10 protein-coding genes are annotated in these 16,910 nt (G+C 41.7%); all 10 read left to right on the plus strand.

Going from position 1 to position 16,910, the window contains the following annotated elements:
- Window positions 1-82 precede the first annotated feature (82 nt).
- The 10 genes from JI735_RS19370 (at window position 83) to JI735_RS19415 (ending at window position 16,865) form a co-directional block, all read left to right on the plus strand.
- A complete protein-coding gene (locus JI735_RS19370; RefSeq protein WP_202676325.1) occupies window positions 83-1,489 on the plus strand; it encodes an FG-GAP repeat domain-containing protein in 1,407 nt (468 codons plus the stop codon).
- 498 nt (window positions 1,490-1,987) lie between these two features.
- Window positions 1,988-3,985 (plus strand): RHS repeat domain-containing protein, encoded by a 1,998-nt coding sequence (locus tag JI735_RS19375; protein ID WP_233475970.1) that lies wholly within the window; start codon window positions 1,988-1,990, stop codon window positions 3,983-3,985.
- 67 nt (window positions 3,986-4,052) lie between these two features.
- A complete protein-coding gene (locus JI735_RS19380; protein ID WP_202676327.1) occupies window positions 4,053-5,093 on the plus strand; it encodes an RICIN domain-containing protein in 1,041 nt (346 codons plus the stop codon).
- Between the two features lie 160 nt (window positions 5,094-5,253).
- On the plus strand, window positions 5,254-7,167 hold the full coding sequence (locus tag JI735_RS19385) for a PA14 domain-containing protein (protein ID WP_202676328.1): 1,914 nt from the start codon (window positions 5,254-5,256) through the stop codon (window positions 7,165-7,167).
- 382 nt (window positions 7,168-7,549) lie between these two features.
- Complete coding sequence (locus JI735_RS19390; protein ID WP_202676329.1) at window positions 7,550-9,571, plus strand: FG-GAP repeat domain-containing protein; 2,022 nt, start codon at window positions 7,550-7,552, stop codon at window positions 9,569-9,571.
- Window positions 9,572-9,710: 139 nt separating this feature from the next.
- Window positions 9,711-11,747: a hypothetical protein gene (locus JI735_RS19395; protein WP_202676330.1), complete on the plus strand. Its 2,037-nt coding sequence runs from the start codon at window positions 9,711-9,713 to the stop codon at window positions 11,745-11,747.
- Window positions 11,748-11,884: 137 nt separating this feature from the next.
- A complete protein-coding gene (locus tag JI735_RS19400) occupies window positions 11,885-15,220 on the plus strand; it encodes an RHS repeat domain-containing protein (RefSeq protein ID WP_202676331.1) in 3,336 nt (1,111 codons plus the stop codon).
- Between the two features lie 19 nt (window positions 15,221-15,239).
- Window positions 15,240-15,617, plus strand: coding sequence for a hypothetical protein (locus tag JI735_RS19405; protein WP_202676332.1), 378 nt, complete (start codon window positions 15,240-15,242; stop codon window positions 15,615-15,617).
- Complete coding sequence (locus JI735_RS19410) at window positions 15,617-16,411, plus strand: outer membrane protein assembly factor BamB family protein (RefSeq protein ID WP_202676333.1); 795 nt, start codon at window positions 15,617-15,619, stop codon at window positions 16,409-16,411. Before JI735_RS19405 ends, JI735_RS19410 begins: the two co-directional genes overlap by 1 nt.
- A 253-nt stretch (window positions 16,412-16,664) precedes the next feature.
- Window positions 16,665-16,865 (plus strand): hypothetical protein, encoded by a 201-nt coding sequence (locus JI735_RS19415; RefSeq protein WP_039833904.1) that lies wholly within the window; start codon window positions 16,665-16,667, stop codon window positions 16,863-16,865.
- Window positions 16,866-16,910: the final 45 nt, after the last annotated feature.

Genomic DNA, 16,910 nt, shown 5'->3' on the forward strand with positions numbered 1-16,910 from the left:
ATGGAATAGCTGTTACATTATACTAGTAATTTCCTTACGTTTAATACATACATAGCAGTCAAATGAATATGGAGGTTTTTTTGTGATTATTAAGATATGGCCGAATTCAGGTAAACTAGGAACAATTAGACGATTAATCTTAGCACTAGGTGTACTTTTTACTATGAGTTCAACTCTAGGCGCTGATAAAACAAGTGCCACACATGCTGCAGCAGGCTATATGCCTTGGACTTGGAATTCAAGCGCAAGAATACTTGAGGACAACAGCAATATGTGGTTTGCCGATGTAAACGGAGATGGTAAGGCAGATATGATCTCTAAAGGTGAGGCAGGGGCATGGAATGCGGGGTTTGTATATGTAGCATTGAGTAACGGAACTGGCTATCCTTCATGGTCCTGGGATTCTGGAAAACGGATGATTGACGATAACAGTACGATCTGCTTTGCCGATGTAAACGGAGATGGCAAGGCCGATCTGATTTCTAAAGGACAGGCTGGAGCATACAATGCGGGCTTTATATATGTATCTCTTAGTAACGGAAAAGGATATTCGAGCTGGACCTGGAATTCAAGCGCAAGAATACTTGAAGACAATAGTAAGCTGTGGCTCGACGATGTCAATGGAGATGGTAAAACGGATTTGATCTCTAAAGGTGAAGCCGGAGCATGGAATGCAGGCATTGTATATGTGGCTCTGAGCAACGGAACGGGCTACCCGACATGGACATGGAATTCTGAAAAACGAATGATTGACGATAACAGTACCATGTGGTTTGCGGATGTAAATGGCGATAAGAAGGCCGATCTACTTGCCAAAGGTCAAGCGGGTGCTGCGAATGCAGGTTTTGTATATGTTTCCTTAAGCACAGGTAGCAGTTACCCGTATTGGACCTGGAATTCAGGTAGACGGATGATTGATGATAACGGCAGTATGTGGTTTGCTGACATCAATGGAGATGGGAAATCAGATTTGGTTTCTAAAGGACAAGCTGGTGCCGCGAATTCTGGCCAAGTATATGTTTGTTTAAGTAATGGAACCGGCTATCCATGGTGGACCTGGGATTCGGGCTCCCGAATGATCGATGACAACAGTACTATGTGGTTTGCAGATGTAGACGGGGACGGAAAAACAGAATTGCTCTCCATTGGACAAGCCGGAGCGATTAATGATGGTTGGTTATATTTTTCATTAAGTAACGGAACAGGCTTTGAACCCTGGACGTGGTACTCAGGCCGAAAGATTATTAAAAATACCGCAAGCTTATGGTTGGCAGATGTTAACGGGGATGGGAAGAGTGACATAATTACGAAAGGAGAGGCACCAGGGCCTGCAGCAGGATACGTTTTTGTTTCTTTGAGCACAGATCTATTAATAACGAAGTACGAGTACAATGCTGCGGGGCAGATCAAGACAGTAACGTATCCCGACGGGATGAAAATCTACTATGAATACGATAAAAACGGGAATTTAATTAGCAGAAAAAAATAATCACATAAACGTAAGAGGCCGAAAAAGCTCATGGATTGAATTCCAAGAGCTTTTTTAGTACGCCAGCATAGGGCGTCATCTCAAGGGTGAAAGTCACGAACGGGGGCTGGCAAACGCCTACCATTGATGACTCAGTGGGAATTATGAGAGTTTAAATTTTTCCCAACTCCCAAGTTTTTGGTATTACTTAAAACAACAAATAAACCTATATAGGTGATTGGGCGAATTGATGAAAAATGTGTCAAATATACAGATGAAATCGACAATAAAATTTGTTTTTCGACAAATTACCACCATTTTCAAAATTGTGCGAGTGTCATATGATTGTTGAGGAGTTATGACCTTCAACGAGTTTGAGAATTTTATCGATCTATATAAAAAGGGACAAGATAATGGTGAAGCATAGCAGGTTACATTTAATTTACTTGATTCTTTTTTAGTTCAAATCTCAGCCGCGTAGTAACTGCTAATTGAGTTTTCCTATAGCCCCTAAGGAGTGTGAATCTTCTGAAAAGAACCAGGTTATTCATCTATTTAATACAGACCGTCTTTTTTATTTTTATGCTAAGTATTGGTCAGAGTAAAGCATTTGGAGCGGAAAATATTATCGTACCTAGAGAAACATACGAGAGTGGAAGTTATGCTGGCACTGGTTATGTTCCGGTCAATGGGACGATTACCAGTGATCCACAAAAAGTAGTGAATGGGAAATACTCTGCGTTCTTAAACGCCCTTCCATCAGAAGTCTGGAAAGAATTTAATTATACGGATTCAAGTAAAGTTAAATTCGAAAAAAATACTACTTATTCTGTGACTTTCTCTTATAAATCCATAGATATGAAGCCAGCAGATGCCAACCGCTTTTTCTACTTTCTTGCGCGAAGTACGGATACAAAGGAGGATAAAGGATATACCTCTTGGACGGATGCGAGCGGAGATGGTGGGATCAGAACGATGACTTTTACAACCGGAAATAAAGAAAACTATTATTTGATTTGGGGAATTCACGGAGGCGGAGCGCTTTCCATTGATAACATTCAGATTGTAAAAACCACTCCTGCCAGTAGCGAATCTTTTGAAAAAGGTACGTTCGCTTCCACTAATTTTTTGGCAGGCTCCGGTATGATTACAAATGATCCAACAAAAACAGTGAGCGGACAATACTCGGCGTATCTCAGCTCCTTGCGGACAGAGGACTGGAAGGCACTCGCATACACAGATAAGAATAAAGTCAAGTTTGAAAAAAACACTACATATAAAGTTACCTTCTCATATAAGGCTATTGATATGGAGTCGGCAGGGGCGAATCGCTGCTTCTATTTTCTAGCAAGGAGTACTGATGATTCAGAAGATAAGGGATGGACTACCTGGAATGAGGTCAGTGGAAACAAGGGAACCCGTACGGTAACATTCACAACGGGAAACAAGGAAAATTACTATTTGGTCTGGGGAATCTACAAAGGTGGGGCACTTTCGTTAGATGATATAGAGATCACCAAGATGAATGAATCTTTCGAAAGCGGTGCGTATACGAATACAAATTTTACTGCGGGCTCCGGTACCATTACAAATGATCCTGCGAAAGTAATTACGGGACAGTATTCTGCCTATCTTACATCACCGTTGAGTGAGGTGTGGAAAGAATTTACATATAGTGACCCCAGTAAGTTCAAGTTCGAAGGGAACACAACGTATTCAGTGACATTTTCCTATAAATCATTAGATATGGATGCTTTGGAGAATGAGCGATTTTTCTACTTTTTGGCTAGAAGCACTGATAATCTGGAAGATAAGGGCTGGATGACTTGGAAGGCTTCAACGGGGAATAAGGGAAAGAAAACCGTAACTTTTACGACTGGAAGCAAAGAAAATTACTATTTGATATGGGGCATCCATAAGGGAGGCGCACTTTCCTTGGATGATATCACGATCCATAAAGTCAGTGAATCTTTTGAAAGGGGTTCGTATAGTGGGACTGACTTTTCGCCTGTAGCTGGAATCATTACGAGCGATCCTTCAAAGGTAGTTAACGGACTTTATTCTGCCTATTTGAGTTCCCCAACATCCAAGGAATGGATCGAGTTTGCCTCTACGGATACTAATAAAGTGAAGTTTCAGAGCAATACAACTTACACTGTGAGTTTTGCTTATAAATCCATCGATATGCAGCCAATAGATAACAATCGCTTTTTTTATTTTTCAGCTCGTGGGATCGGTAATACTGAAGTGAAAGGCTGGACCAGTTGGAACGATGTCACAGGTACTCAAGGAACAAAAAGCGTAACGTTTACTACAGGAGATCAAGCTAATTACTATTTGTTTTGGGGAATCCACGGGGGTGGTGCCCTCTCGATCGATGATATCGTCATCCAGCAATTAACAACTTATCAGTATGATGCGAGTGGAAGATTAGTGCAAATAAGAATGCCGGATAATCAAGTTGTTAGATACTTATATGACCTGAACGGGAATCTAATAAGTACGAAGGTGGATTGAGATATTTGGGATATTGGGAATTGTAGAATTTATGGGTGTTCTCCTAAAAAGATTGGAGATGTATTTTATGAAGAAGTATATATCAATTATAGCTATACTGATTTTAATCATGGTTAATACTCAGACAGCAGCTGCCATGAAATACACCTATACCAAAACAGGAGCGTTAAGCCTGGTGAGTATATCTGAAGGTAAATATGTGAATTTCCAATATGATAACAACGGCAACCTGATTGGGAAGAAGAATCTAAGCTGCCAGCCTTCAGAATATAAATTAATGAATGTGAACAGCAATAAGGCTCTGGATGTTTTTGCGGGAAATACAACCAATGGCACAAAAATTCAGATCGAATCAGATAACGGAACAGATGCACAACGGTGGTTGTTATGTAATACATTGAGTAATTCCTTTAAGCTCATCAATGTAAATAGTGGAAAAGCCCTCGATGTAGCCGGGGGAGGAACTGCGGACGGGACAAACATCCATCTATGGAATGATAACGGCACAGAAGCTCAGGCATGGAACCTTGTAGATAAGGGTGACAGCACATATGAGCTTGTAAATATACATAGTAACAAAGTTCTTGATGTAACAAACGGAGCAACAACAAATGGAACCTCTGTGCAGATATGGACCCGGAATGGAACAACCGCTCAGAAGTGGAGACTCGTCAAGGCGATTTCAAATGGAGCTGAGTATAAGCTATTAAATGCTGGTAATGGAAAAGCGGTGGATGTCACAGGAGGAAATACAGCAGACGGAACACCGGTCCAAATTTGGACAGATAACGGGACGACTTCTCAAAGATGGCAGGTTTATGATAAAGGCGGCAATAAGTATAAATTGATTAATGTGAATAGCGGGAAGGCTCTGGAAGTATCAGGTGGCGGCACAGTCAACGGATCAGCTGTTCAAATCTGGACGGATAATGGAACAACATCACAGGAATGGATTTTTAGAGAGAATGCAGATGGCTCAATGAGCTTAATAAATGTTAATAGTAACAAAGTACTGGATATACCCGGAGGAAGCACTGCGGATGGTACGCGCTTGCAGATTCACACAGACAACGGAACAAGCTCGCAAAGTTGGAAGCTGGTCAAATAATAGAATTGGAGAAATATGTACTAAAATGGCCATCATCAAGTGCCAAAGGAGATTCCATGCGAGCATACAAGTTGGCTTTATACGAGGGAGAATGAGTAAATTGAAACTAATAAAACGGACATCTGGGTTGGTAGTTACTCTTGTCCTGCTTTTCAATTTCATGGATATTTTTCTTAATCAACATTATTTAACCACTAATAAAGGGATAGCTTCAGCAGCGGAGAGCAATGGCTTAAAAGGGGAGTACTATGATAATCTGGATCTCAATGGACTTAAGTTAACACGAACGGATGCGAATATCAATTTTAATTGGGGTGAAGGTTCACCAAACTCTGCAATTGGGGTAGACACATTCTCTGTTCGGTGGACTGGCACCATTAAGCCCAAATATAGCGAAACTTATACGTTTTATTTGGTTGCAGATGATGGTGTCAGACTTTGGGTGGATGGCCGATTAATACTGGATAAATGGGTGCCGCAGGCCAGTGAATTAACCAGTCTGCCGATTGCGCTAACCAGTGGGAAAAATCATGATATACGGATAGAATATTTCGAAAATGACGGGGGAGCGACAGCCATTTTACAATGGTCGAGTACCAGTCAAAATAAACAAGTTGTGCCTCAAAGCCAGCTAAATACTCCCACTGAATCTCCTGGTGTGGGTCTAAAGGGAGAGTACTATGACAATCTGGATCTCAATGGACTTAAGTTAACACGCACGGATGCCAATGTTAATTTCAGCTGGGGCTTAGGTTCTCCAAACTCCACAATAGGAGAAGATACATTCTCAGTAAGATGGACAGGGACCATTAAACCTAAATATAGCGAAACCTATACCTTTTCTGTGGTTGCAGATGATGGTGTCAGGCTATGGATCGATGGTCGATTGATATTGGATAAATGGGTGCCGCAGGCCAGTGAATTAACCAGTCTGCCAATCACACTGACAGCTGGACAAAACTATAATATACGCCTCGAATACTTTGAAAATGATGGAGGAGCCAATGTAATATTACAGTGGTCGAGTGCCAGTCAGGTCAAGCAAATCGTGCCCCAAAGTCAATTGTATCTTCCAGCAGAAGTTCAAGGGACCGGTCTTAAAGGGGAGTATTACGACAATCTGGATCTCAATGGATTAAAACTGACTAGAACGGACGCTATCGTCAATTTTAATTGGGGAACTGCTTCGCCGGATAGTTCTATGGAGCCTGATACTTTTTCTGTCCGGTGGACAGGAAAGATTAAGCCAAAGTATAGCGAAACCTATAGATTTTATATCAATGCAGATGACGGAGCACGTGTATGGATTGACGGGAAGCTTATTTTGAATCGCTGGTTGAACCAATCTAATCAATTTGAAAGCCAGACTGTTAATTTAGTTGCAGGCAATCAATATGATATCCAAATCGAATATTTTGAAAATTTAGGCGGTGCAGCAGTTGGACTGTTATGGGAAAGCCCCACTCAAGTGAAAGAGTTCGTGCCTCAAAGCCAGCTGTATTCATCAGCTGTTGGATCTCAAGGTGTGGGGCTTAAGGGAGAATACTATGACAACACGGACCTAACAGACTTTAAACTCTCACGCACGGATGCCAGCATCAGTTTTGGATGGGGTGAAGGTTCACCAGATGCCTCCATAGGAGCAGATACGTTTTCAGTCAGGTGGACAGGAACCGTACGGCCGAAATACAACGGAACCTACACTTTCTATGCAGAATCAGACGATGGCGTACGTCTTTGGGTAAACGGCCAATTACTTATCGATAAATGGGTGCCGCAGGCCAGTCAATTGACAAGTCTCCCTATTAACCTGATCGCAGGACAAAACTATGACATACGTATTGAATATTTTGAAAACGATGGCGGTGCTTCCTTTCAATTGTCCTGGTCAAGTGATGCTCAGGTAAAGGAGGTTATTCCACAAGCCCAGTTGTATTTGCCCGCAAGATCTTATACTCCAGTAGAGTATCATTATGATGCTAATGGGCGGTTGGACTATGTCCGAAATTCAGATTCTACTATTGTTCACTACTACTATGATAACAATGGGAACCTGCTTAAGAAAACTCAATAAACAGAAAGGGGACTATGAAAGTCTCAAGTATTAGAAAAACGCGATGGACAGCTTTACTTTTCAGCGGTGTTTTAATTCATTTTTCAGGGACATTTTACTCCTCTGACGCCTGGGCGGAGGATACAAAACCTCCAGCTACATCATTGTCGATATGGCAGGAACCAGCCAGAAACAGAAGAACTTTGTGTATAACAGAGGTAGACTTGAAACAGAGATTTTATCGGATAACTCCATGATTCAATATACATACGATGCAAACGGAAATCTGCTCAAGCTAACGAAGGGGTATTCCACAGCGACCTATGTGTTCAGTATTTCGGCAATTTTTATGATATTTATGTAAGAATGTACCGGATAACAAAACCCTCTTGAACTTTTTGAAATGGAGATAAAGATATTAATGAAAAATAAATGCGGATTTAACATGATAATAAAGACGCATATTTTTGTGATCGTATTATTTATTGTATCTTCAACACCAATTTTAGCAAATGCTCAAACTGTAGAAGAAATGTATAAGTTATTTGCTAATAATGGATATCTTTATTCTTACGATCAGACAGGTCGTTTAACGGATTATCAAAATCAAAGCTCAGTCGCCAAATATAAATATGATTTAAATGGTAACATTTTAAGCAAGAAAACACTCTCAAGAACATTGAACCAGTGGCAATTAGGAAATGGAGTTGGCTCCAATTCTCAATTCGTATCGGATGTAAATGGAGATGGAAAGTCAGACGGGGTTTTATTTTTTAAAGATAGTGGAAGTTGGTATGTTTCACTCTCCAATGGTCAGCAATTTACAAGTTACCAAAAATGGATAGCTGGACATGGCGTAGGATCTGGGCATCAATTTCTAGCAGATGCGGATGGCGATGGAAAGGCAGATGCTGTCATAGAGAATAATGGAAGCTGGTATGTGGCGTTGTCCAATGGTAGCGGGTTTGAAGGCTATAAATTATGGATTTCCGGTCATGGCGTAGGAGCCAATGCATTATTCCTATCGGACGTGAATGGAGATGGAAAAGCGGATGCGGTAATAGAAAATAGCGGAAATTGGTATGTGGCCCTTTCAACGGGCAAAGGCTTTGAGGCGTACAGTAAATGGATTTCTGGGCACGGTGTAGGAGCGACAAAGGAATTTCTAACAGATGTGAATGGAGATAAAAGAGCGGATGCTGTTGTCTTTTTTGAAAATGAGGGATCGTGGTACGTTTCATTATCCAATGGTAAAAGCTTCCTTGAGTACAAACGTTGGATTTCCGGTCATGGGGTTGGATCAGAAGAACAATTATTAGCGGATGTGAATGGTGACGGGAGGTCGGATGCGGTCATTGTTAATCATGGAAATTGGTATGTTTCTTTATCCACGGGTAGTGATTTTAAATCATATGAAAAGTGGTTGTCGGAGAGTACCTTGGAGCCAGGTATCTATAGCATTATGGACGTGAATGGTGACGGGAAAGGGGATATAGCTCATTACATCGTAGATAGTGGAGAATGGAGAATTGCTCTGTCAAATGGTCAATTGTTTGTAAACTATAAGGACTGGTCATTAGAGAATGGGGCTGCGAGATATGCTCAATTCGTATCGGATGTAAATGGAGACGGAAAGTCAGACGGGGTTTTATTTTTTAAAGATAGTGGAAGTTGGTATGTTTCACACTCCAATGGTCAGCAATCTACAAGTTACCAAAAATGGATAGCTGGACATGGCATAGGATCTGGGCATCAATTTCTAGCAGATGTGGATGGCGATGGAAAGGCAGATGCTGTCATAGAGAATAATGGAAGCTGGTATGTGGCGTTGTCCAATGGTAGCGGGTTTGAAGGCTATAAATTATGGATTTCCGGTCATGGCGTAGGAGCCAATGCATTATTCCTATCGGACGTGAATGGAGATGGAAAAGCGGATGCGGTAATAGAAAATAGCGGAAATTGGTATGTGGCCCTTTCAACGGGCAAAGGCTTTGAGGCGTACAGCAAATGGATTTCTGGGCACGGTGTAGGAGCGACAAAGGAATTTCTAACAGATGTGAATGGAGATAAGAGAGCGGATGCTGTTGTCTTTTTTGAAAATGAGGGATCGTGGTACGTTTCATTATCCAATGGTAAAAGCTTCCTTGAGTACAAACGTTGGATTTCCGGTCATGGGGTTGGATCAGAAGAACAAATATTAGCGGATGTGAATGGTGACGGGAGGTCAGATGCGGTCATTGTTAATCATGCAAATTGGTATGTTTCTATATCAGACGGTGAGAGATTCACAAGTTACGACATCTGGATCTCGGGCTACGGGTTCGGTTCAAAGTCATATTTGTTAGCTGATATTGACGGAGATCATAAAGCAGAGGCAATTGTAATTTATCCCAATGAATCCTGGTATGTGTGGGATTACTCGTAACCTAAACCAGAGTTCCTTTGGGGAAATTTACAAACTTAAAATTGTTTCAAAAGACAGGGGTACATCAAAAGACCTTAAGAATGCATCCCGTTTCTATTACTATTTGATAAAAATTATACAATGACAGGAGAACTGTAGGATGAAACGTAAGTATCCACTCAATCGCTGGTTAGCTATAATTCTAACAATTGTTTTAATAGGGAGTGGTTTTCCACCCTTGGAGGGAAGAGCAAGTGCTAGTGTAAGCTCTTCTGTGCCGAAATCTTCAACCGATCCTGCACCTTCAATCGCTCCTTCAGCGACGCCGAAGCCTTTGTCTTCAACGTTGTCGAAACCCGAGCCAACTCCTGCGCCGGAAAATTCGGAAGATCTGGCGGCGTTATCTCTGGAGCGTCCCATTACCGATGAGGTGGTATCTGTATCGGGCGAGGTCTATGCTCTAAAGGACCCCGGCCTGCTCACCATTCTCACCTTGAAATCGAAAATTCTCCATAAAAAAGCTCAAATACAAAGCGGAAATGCAGAGCAACGTTCTTCGCAAGGCCTTTCACGTTCGATAGCAAAGGAATCGTCAGATTTGAGCCAAGCAGATATTGAACAACTCGTTCAGGCGGGAGCCTCCAAGGTCGATGTGTATTGGTTGAACTTTCTGGTGATGGGCCAGACGAAATGGACACCACTGGAGCTCCTGAAATGGAAGCAAGAGAAGAATCTGCCTTGGGAAGATATTCAGAAGGATATTGAAAAGGAATCGGGGCTTTACGTGGGCCCTTCGGTGGAAAAGGATGTATACACCGAAACGTCGAGCGATGCTGCCTGGGGCAAACGTTCACTTGTGATGTCCTCAGTCTATGGACCTGAAGATTTGTCCGGTTCGTCTGCTACACTTTTGGCTCAATCGTCTATCACTGCCTTCGATGCAGCTGTGTCGAGCGTCATCAACGACGTGATTGTCCGTTCGCAGATTAACCAAGTCCAAAAGCCGCAATATAATGACCGCAATACGAGCAGTGAAGTGGTCGATCCTTCGTCGGGCAGTCTGAACCGAAAAGAAAACCTGATTCATTTGCCTGGCGTAGACGGGCTGGATTTGGATATCGGAATTAAATATAACTCGAACCAAGGGATGTCCTTCATTTTTCATGATAATTGGAACCCTAACTTTCAAATGTGGGACCGTAGTTATGGTTATGTACGTCCTATGTTGGGGGTGGGGTGGTCCTTCCAATTCCCCAGTCTAGAAGTTGTCACCCCTACTGATATTTACTATCACGAAGGAACTGGAAATGTGTATAAACTTGGGGAGTATGATGAACTGTCTAATTACACTCATTTAATGAATTATAAAGGAAAGGACAAGCGGTATGTCAGTGAAGCATGGAATAACGGTCAGTTCACCAATGGTCAGGTCAAATCTTCTGGCTATGTTGAATATCTAGATCTGAAGCGTGAATATTTTTCAACTTCAGGTGATCTTATCGGCATTGTTGACCGATTTGGTAATGCGATTACCTTTAACTATACAGATGGAATATTGTCCTCTATTAAAGATACGACTGGACGAGTTGTTACATTCACAATTGAACCCAAAGTGGACGGGAAGATTGAAATTATTGTTAATGATGGCAACTCTGAAGCGCAAAGAGTCATTTTGAAAAGAAAAAAAGTACAAGCTAATATTGAGTCTGGGGTGGGAATTCCTGCCTTGCAAACCGATGTTCCTGTGCTCTCTTCCATTACGAATCAGATCGGAGAGGAAACTACCTTTGACTACGGGAACAATATGTCTATGTACTCATCTTACGGCTTTATATTTACATCCATGCTGCGGAAAGTGACATACCCCTATAATAAATCAAATACAAATTATGAGTATGAGCCGGCTCTTCGTCGTCTCAATAGCTCTGAAAATATTTCAGAATACCGGATAAAATCAAGAAGTGATTTTACCGGATCAAAGGCATATCAGCAAATCAACTATTCGTATATCGGAGACTATACTGGCAATAAACCTAATGAGTTCCCGCTAAATTTGCCAGATGACTTTCGTTACAGTACGGCAACAACAGTCATAAGCAGTTCAGCCAGCAATGGGCTTACCACTACAAACACCTTTGATAAAGAAGGCCGGGTCCTTCGAACAGAAACGCGAGAACCGGGGGAGAGCGGAAGGTAACGACCAATACTGCCTTTCATGGATTATTTACTCAGTTGCCTACCCAAACGACCATCTCAGAATATTCAGCCCAGGATAGCGATGCTACAGCCAATCATTTATACAGCGAAACCGGGTATAACGAATGGGGACAGGTTGTGAGTCAAACCAAGCCGTTGACCGGGGAGAAGTATAACAATCCGGTGCTCAAACAGCGCTATACAACCACGTATCAATATGAGCCAAGGTACCATCTGATTTCTGCAGTATCCAGTTACCAGAATGAATCGGATGCTACACCCGCAACGGAACAATATACGTACACATCTGAGGGAAGACCAGCCACCGTAACTAATGCGTTAGGGGAGCAAACTGTGTACAGCTACAGCTATCGCAATGGAACCGGAGGAATTTCGCAGGCAACGGCAGAGAAGACTTCGAATGGGAAAACTGTGGCCAAAACTGTAACAGTTTTCGGGGCGGAAAGCCGTCATGCCTATCCAACTGAACAGCAGCAGTGGTTCAACCTCGGGCAACCGGATCAGCAAGTTGTGAAAAATCAGATGAGTTATGAAATGGGAAGCGGCTTACTGAAAAGTAAAACTGATGGTAATCTTCAGACTACATCGTATGAATACGACGCTGCGGGTCGATTGAAAAAAGAAACCTACCCAGTCCGAACCAATACCAAAGGAGAAAGATATAGTGAAGTGATCGATTACAATTATTATAATCAGACCTCTGTGAACTTTGATGCTGTGAACGCAGGGACGTTTGTTCTAAAAGTGAATACCATTAAAACCGTAACTAACTTGTCCACTCACGATGCCGTTATCACAAATTCAGATGCGTTATATAATGGACTAGGACTTCTTCTGTTGGAAGAGCACCACGATGATAATGCAGGAAAATGGGTATACCAGCAATATCATTATGACGATATGGGGCGTCCGGTGTATTCCATTGACCCCGCTGGAAATACATTGACTGTCAGCTACGATGCGTGGGGCAGACAGAACCGGGCCACGAATGCCAACGGAGATCTCATCGTCAGCGACTATTCATTCAAAGCGCGCACCAACACAAGCTACATTCAGGATAAGAACACAGGCGAGAAGCTGAACTATGTCCAGGACACCTACGATGCCTGGGGAAATAAAATTTCGGCCTCCACCTATAAGGATTGGCCAACGAATCAACAACAGATTATCGAATCCTATCGATACGATATCGCGGGAAACATCACAGGTTACACCGATCCTAATCATAATGTGAACGAGGACGGGGTTACGACCACCTATGCCTATGATGCCTTAGGCCGATTATCCGCCGTAAAAGATGCGCTGAACCAGACCACCAACTACAGCTATGACGGCAATGGTCACGTATCGAAAGTGACGATACAGGCTAAAAACGGCTCGCCGCAAACCCTGAATACCAAGACGTATAACGAACTGGGCCTGCTTAAAGTGAAACAGGACGGGGCTTTACAAAATGAAAGCTATACCTACAACAGCGCAGGCCAATTGGCAGCAAAAACAGACCGCAATGGCAGCACGTTTGGATATACGTATGACGAAAGCGGCCAACTGAAAAAGAGCACGATCAGCGGGATGGTCAACAATGTGGCGCAAACGCAGGAAACGAATGTGATTTTCGGAGAGGGGGCACCGCAGAAACAGACCATCGAAACGCGTACGAACAACACACTCACGGCCACCCAAACGCAAACTCTGGATAGTTTGGGCCAAGTGCGCAACACATACTCGTTATCTGGCAACCACTCGGCGTACATCGGTAATCAGAGAGACGTACTGGGACGGATGACACAGATCAATGACAACTACATGGGCTTTTACACGAACTATCAGTATAATAAGCAGCGATTGGATAAAGTACAAACCAACGGGAGTTCTACGCTCACAGGTGCTTCTTCGGCCAATGTACAGTACAGCTACTTCGCGAACGATTTGGTGAAGTCGATTACGTACCCGACGCTTACAGATGGCAGCATCCTGAAGACGGAATATACGTACAACAAAGCGCTGGGCTGGACCGAGAGCATGACGAACACCAAAGGCAGTGACGTGCTATCGGGATACAGCTATGGTTACGACAATAACGGGAATCGCATCTCTGTAAGCGAGGTGCGCAAAGGCAGCAGCACCGCGCAAACGACAAGTTATACCTATGACGCGCTGAACCGCCTGTTGTCCATTACCCGGCCGGATGGCGCGAAAACGACGTACACCTATGACGTGCGGGGCAACCGCCAGACGTTATCGGATACGAGCAGTGCAAGTCTGGACACGGTGGATACAAGCTATACTTATGATTTGCAGAACACCTTAACCTCCGTTACCAAAGGGGGAAGTGCAACCAGCTTCAAATATTATGCTGATGGCCTGCGTTCCATGAAGACAAATGGCAGTACCCAGACCCAGGTGAACTATAACCTGAATGGTGACGTGATCTCGCAAGAGAAGATCGTCAGCGGTGTGTTCGTGGAACAAGCGAACTTTGTACGTGGGGACCGGGTACTGGTGAAGAAGGATAAGAAAGCTTCCAAGGATTACTATTACCTGTACAATGGGCACGGTGACGTCGTACAGATCGTGGATACCAGCGGAGTGGTAATCAACAACTACACCTATGATGAGTGGGGAAACATCACCAGCCAGGTGGAGGGAACCTCCAATTCCTTCAAGTACTCAGGAGAAGTGTACGATCCAGAAACCGGGCTTTACTATTTGCGGGCACGGTATTATGATCCGAGTATGGGGCGGTTTTTAAATGAGGATACGGTTGAGGGGCAGATTGATAATCCAATAAGTCAAAACCTGTATACCTATGTGCAAAATAACCCATTGAAGTATACTGATCCATCAGGGCACATGCCGGTAGAATTTTTACAACACCTCTCTAAGATGTATAATTCAAAAAAGCTAAGTGCTCAGCAAGTTACATTTGAAGCAATAGGGGTAAATTTAGGAAATGTTTTTCTAGCTTTTCACGAGATAGCTCAACTAAATATATCTAAAAAGCTACATGGGATGAATATCAATAGCGTGTTAGAGTATCCAATAACTTCCTCCTCGAAAAAAGATATATGGGGAAACTATAAAAAATATGAGGCAGATGTCGTCATTCCAAAAACAAAAGAAGTATATGAAGTTAAGCCGCTCTTTGGTGAAGATCCGAAAAAACAATTGGAGAAGTATAAGAAAGATGGGAATCTAATCCTGGGAGGCCAGCTTCCTTCTATTACGGATATTCCAATTCTAGATGATTTAAAAATGGGTATTGTTTTCTTAAAGCCTGGTGAGGCTAATTATTACTTCTATAAGAAAGATCGTAGTGGGGAAGTAGAATTTATAACTACCACAGAAGCGAAACAAATAGTTCAAGAATACTATGAACCATTATACAATCGAACGCCTATTCTTATACCAGGATTAGGTGGTGGAATGATTCCTGTTCCTGCAATTCCTTGAAGAAAGAGAGGGTGTATTTATGAAGGAATTTAATATTAATGAAGGAAGAGGAGGATTCAATGTTGGTTATTTCTCAACTGAAAGTGTGCAAGCCACTAATGTTAGTTGGACAAGACAATCTAGATTTATTGGTCCATCCAAGCCTTCTGTAAGAACTGTATTTGAAGCCCCAATAGCAGTGAAACAAAATCATTATGTGATAAACAATAAAAGAGACTTGTTATTTGGAGGAGATGGGGAATTCTATAATATAAATATAAGAGGTGAAATCAATTGGCATTATAAAGATTCGCGAAATTTTATGGATAGATTCTTTTTTACCAGCCCAATAATATTGAAAAATGGTTATATCTTAGTTGGGACATCGGGGGATGGGATTCAAAGGGACATAAAGTAATGGCATTTGATCGGGATGGACATCTGGTGTGGGATTTTAAATGTGATGATGCTGTTTCATCAACTTGTGTTACAGATAGTGAAGGAAATATTTATTTTACTACCTATGGTTCAAAGTTATATTCTGTCGATTTAGATGGAAACCTTAGATGGATATTTCGTTATGAAGCAGAATTTTCAATAACACCCGTTATATCCGACGAGTGGAAAATATATATTTCATCTAATGATGAGTTCATGATGATTTTAGATCGATTTGGGAATTTATTAGAAAAATTCAAAATAGGAACATGTGGGCCATATTCCTTCCCAGTATTTGATCAACTTGGTAACTTATATTTTAAAACAAATATGATTGATGATATTCAATTAATATCATTAAACAATCAAGGGACAATAAACTGGCTTTTTAGTCCTAAAAGGGGAGATATAATTACATCTCCTGCTTTGAATGACGCGGGATTTTTATTTGTAGGGGCCACCTTTTTTCAACTTATTTGTGTTGACAGCGCAGGGAAGGAAGTTTGGACGACAGCGGTTGAAGGATTTATGAGTCAACCTCCAATAGTAGATATAAATAGTAATGTATATACAGTTAGTTATAAAGAAAGTAGAGGTAGAGGGTATTCTTATCTTCAATCATTTAGTAAAGAAGGAAAAGAGAATTGGAGAATAAAATTGGAAGGCGTTCTAACACTCCCTGTTCTTAGCTCAGATGGTGAGATTGTTTTATTGTTAAACAATACAAGTGGTTGGATAGAAAAAACACAAGTTATTACAGTAACACAAAAATAATAATGTTAACATGTTGAAGTTGTATGGAGAACTATTAAATTCCCATAATTAAACGGAACAAAGCAAATGAATTACATTGCTCTGTTCCGTTTTTCTTTAATCATGATCTGTCAAAAGAATTTTTCAAGAATTCAACTTAATACTAATGATAACTTTTTCTGGGTTTCTCTAAATTTTTTCGGAAATTTCGCCGTAATAGTTATTAAGTATTATTTACCAGGGGATTAATTCCTATAAAGGAAGGCGATAAGGTGTGCTAAAAGAACTGAATATGGCTATAAAAAAACAGCAAGTTGTGAGTATTTCGACCGAAGATGAAGAGATTTACATAGGGACACCGGAGAGGATTTCTGTTGTGCAAGGTAATGTGAAGCTCATTAGTGACAGGGGATTGGTCTTCATTCCGCTGGATGAAATTAAGCATGTGATGAGGATTATTTCTCTTTCATGTTAATGTAAAAGTGTTTTTCAAAGTTAGTTTGAAGGAGAAGATTGAACT

Origin of the sequence: Paenibacillus sonchi (genome assembly GCF_016772475.1) — a bacterium.
Classification (GTDB): domain Bacteria; phylum Bacillota; class Bacilli; order Paenibacillales; family Paenibacillaceae; genus Paenibacillus_AQ; species Paenibacillus_AQ sonchi.

What these genes read in the sequence shown, in the direction of transcription:
- JI735_RS19390 (WP_202676329.1), top strand. Translation starts at nt 7,550, where the DNA reads ATGGAGATAAAGATATTAATGAAAAATAAATGCGGATTTAACATGATA.
- JI735_RS19385 (WP_202676328.1), top strand. Translation starts at nt 5,254, where the DNA reads ATGGATATTTTTCTTAATCAACATTATTTAACCACTAATAAAGGGATA.
- JI735_RS19405 (WP_202676332.1), top strand. Translation starts at nt 15,240, where the DNA reads ATGAAGGAATTTAATATTAATGAAGGAAGAGGAGGATTCAATGTTGGT.
- JI735_RS19410 (WP_202676333.1), top strand. Translation starts at nt 15,617, where the DNA reads ATGGCATTTGATCGGGATGGACATCTGGTGTGGGATTTTAAATGTGAT.
- JI735_RS19380 (WP_202676327.1), top strand. Translation starts at nt 4,053, where the DNA reads ATGAAGAAGTATATATCAATTATAGCTATACTGATTTTAATCATGGTT.
- JI735_RS19395 (WP_202676330.1), top strand. Translation starts at nt 9,711, where the DNA reads ATGAAACGTAAGTATCCACTCAATCGCTGGTTAGCTATAATTCTAACA.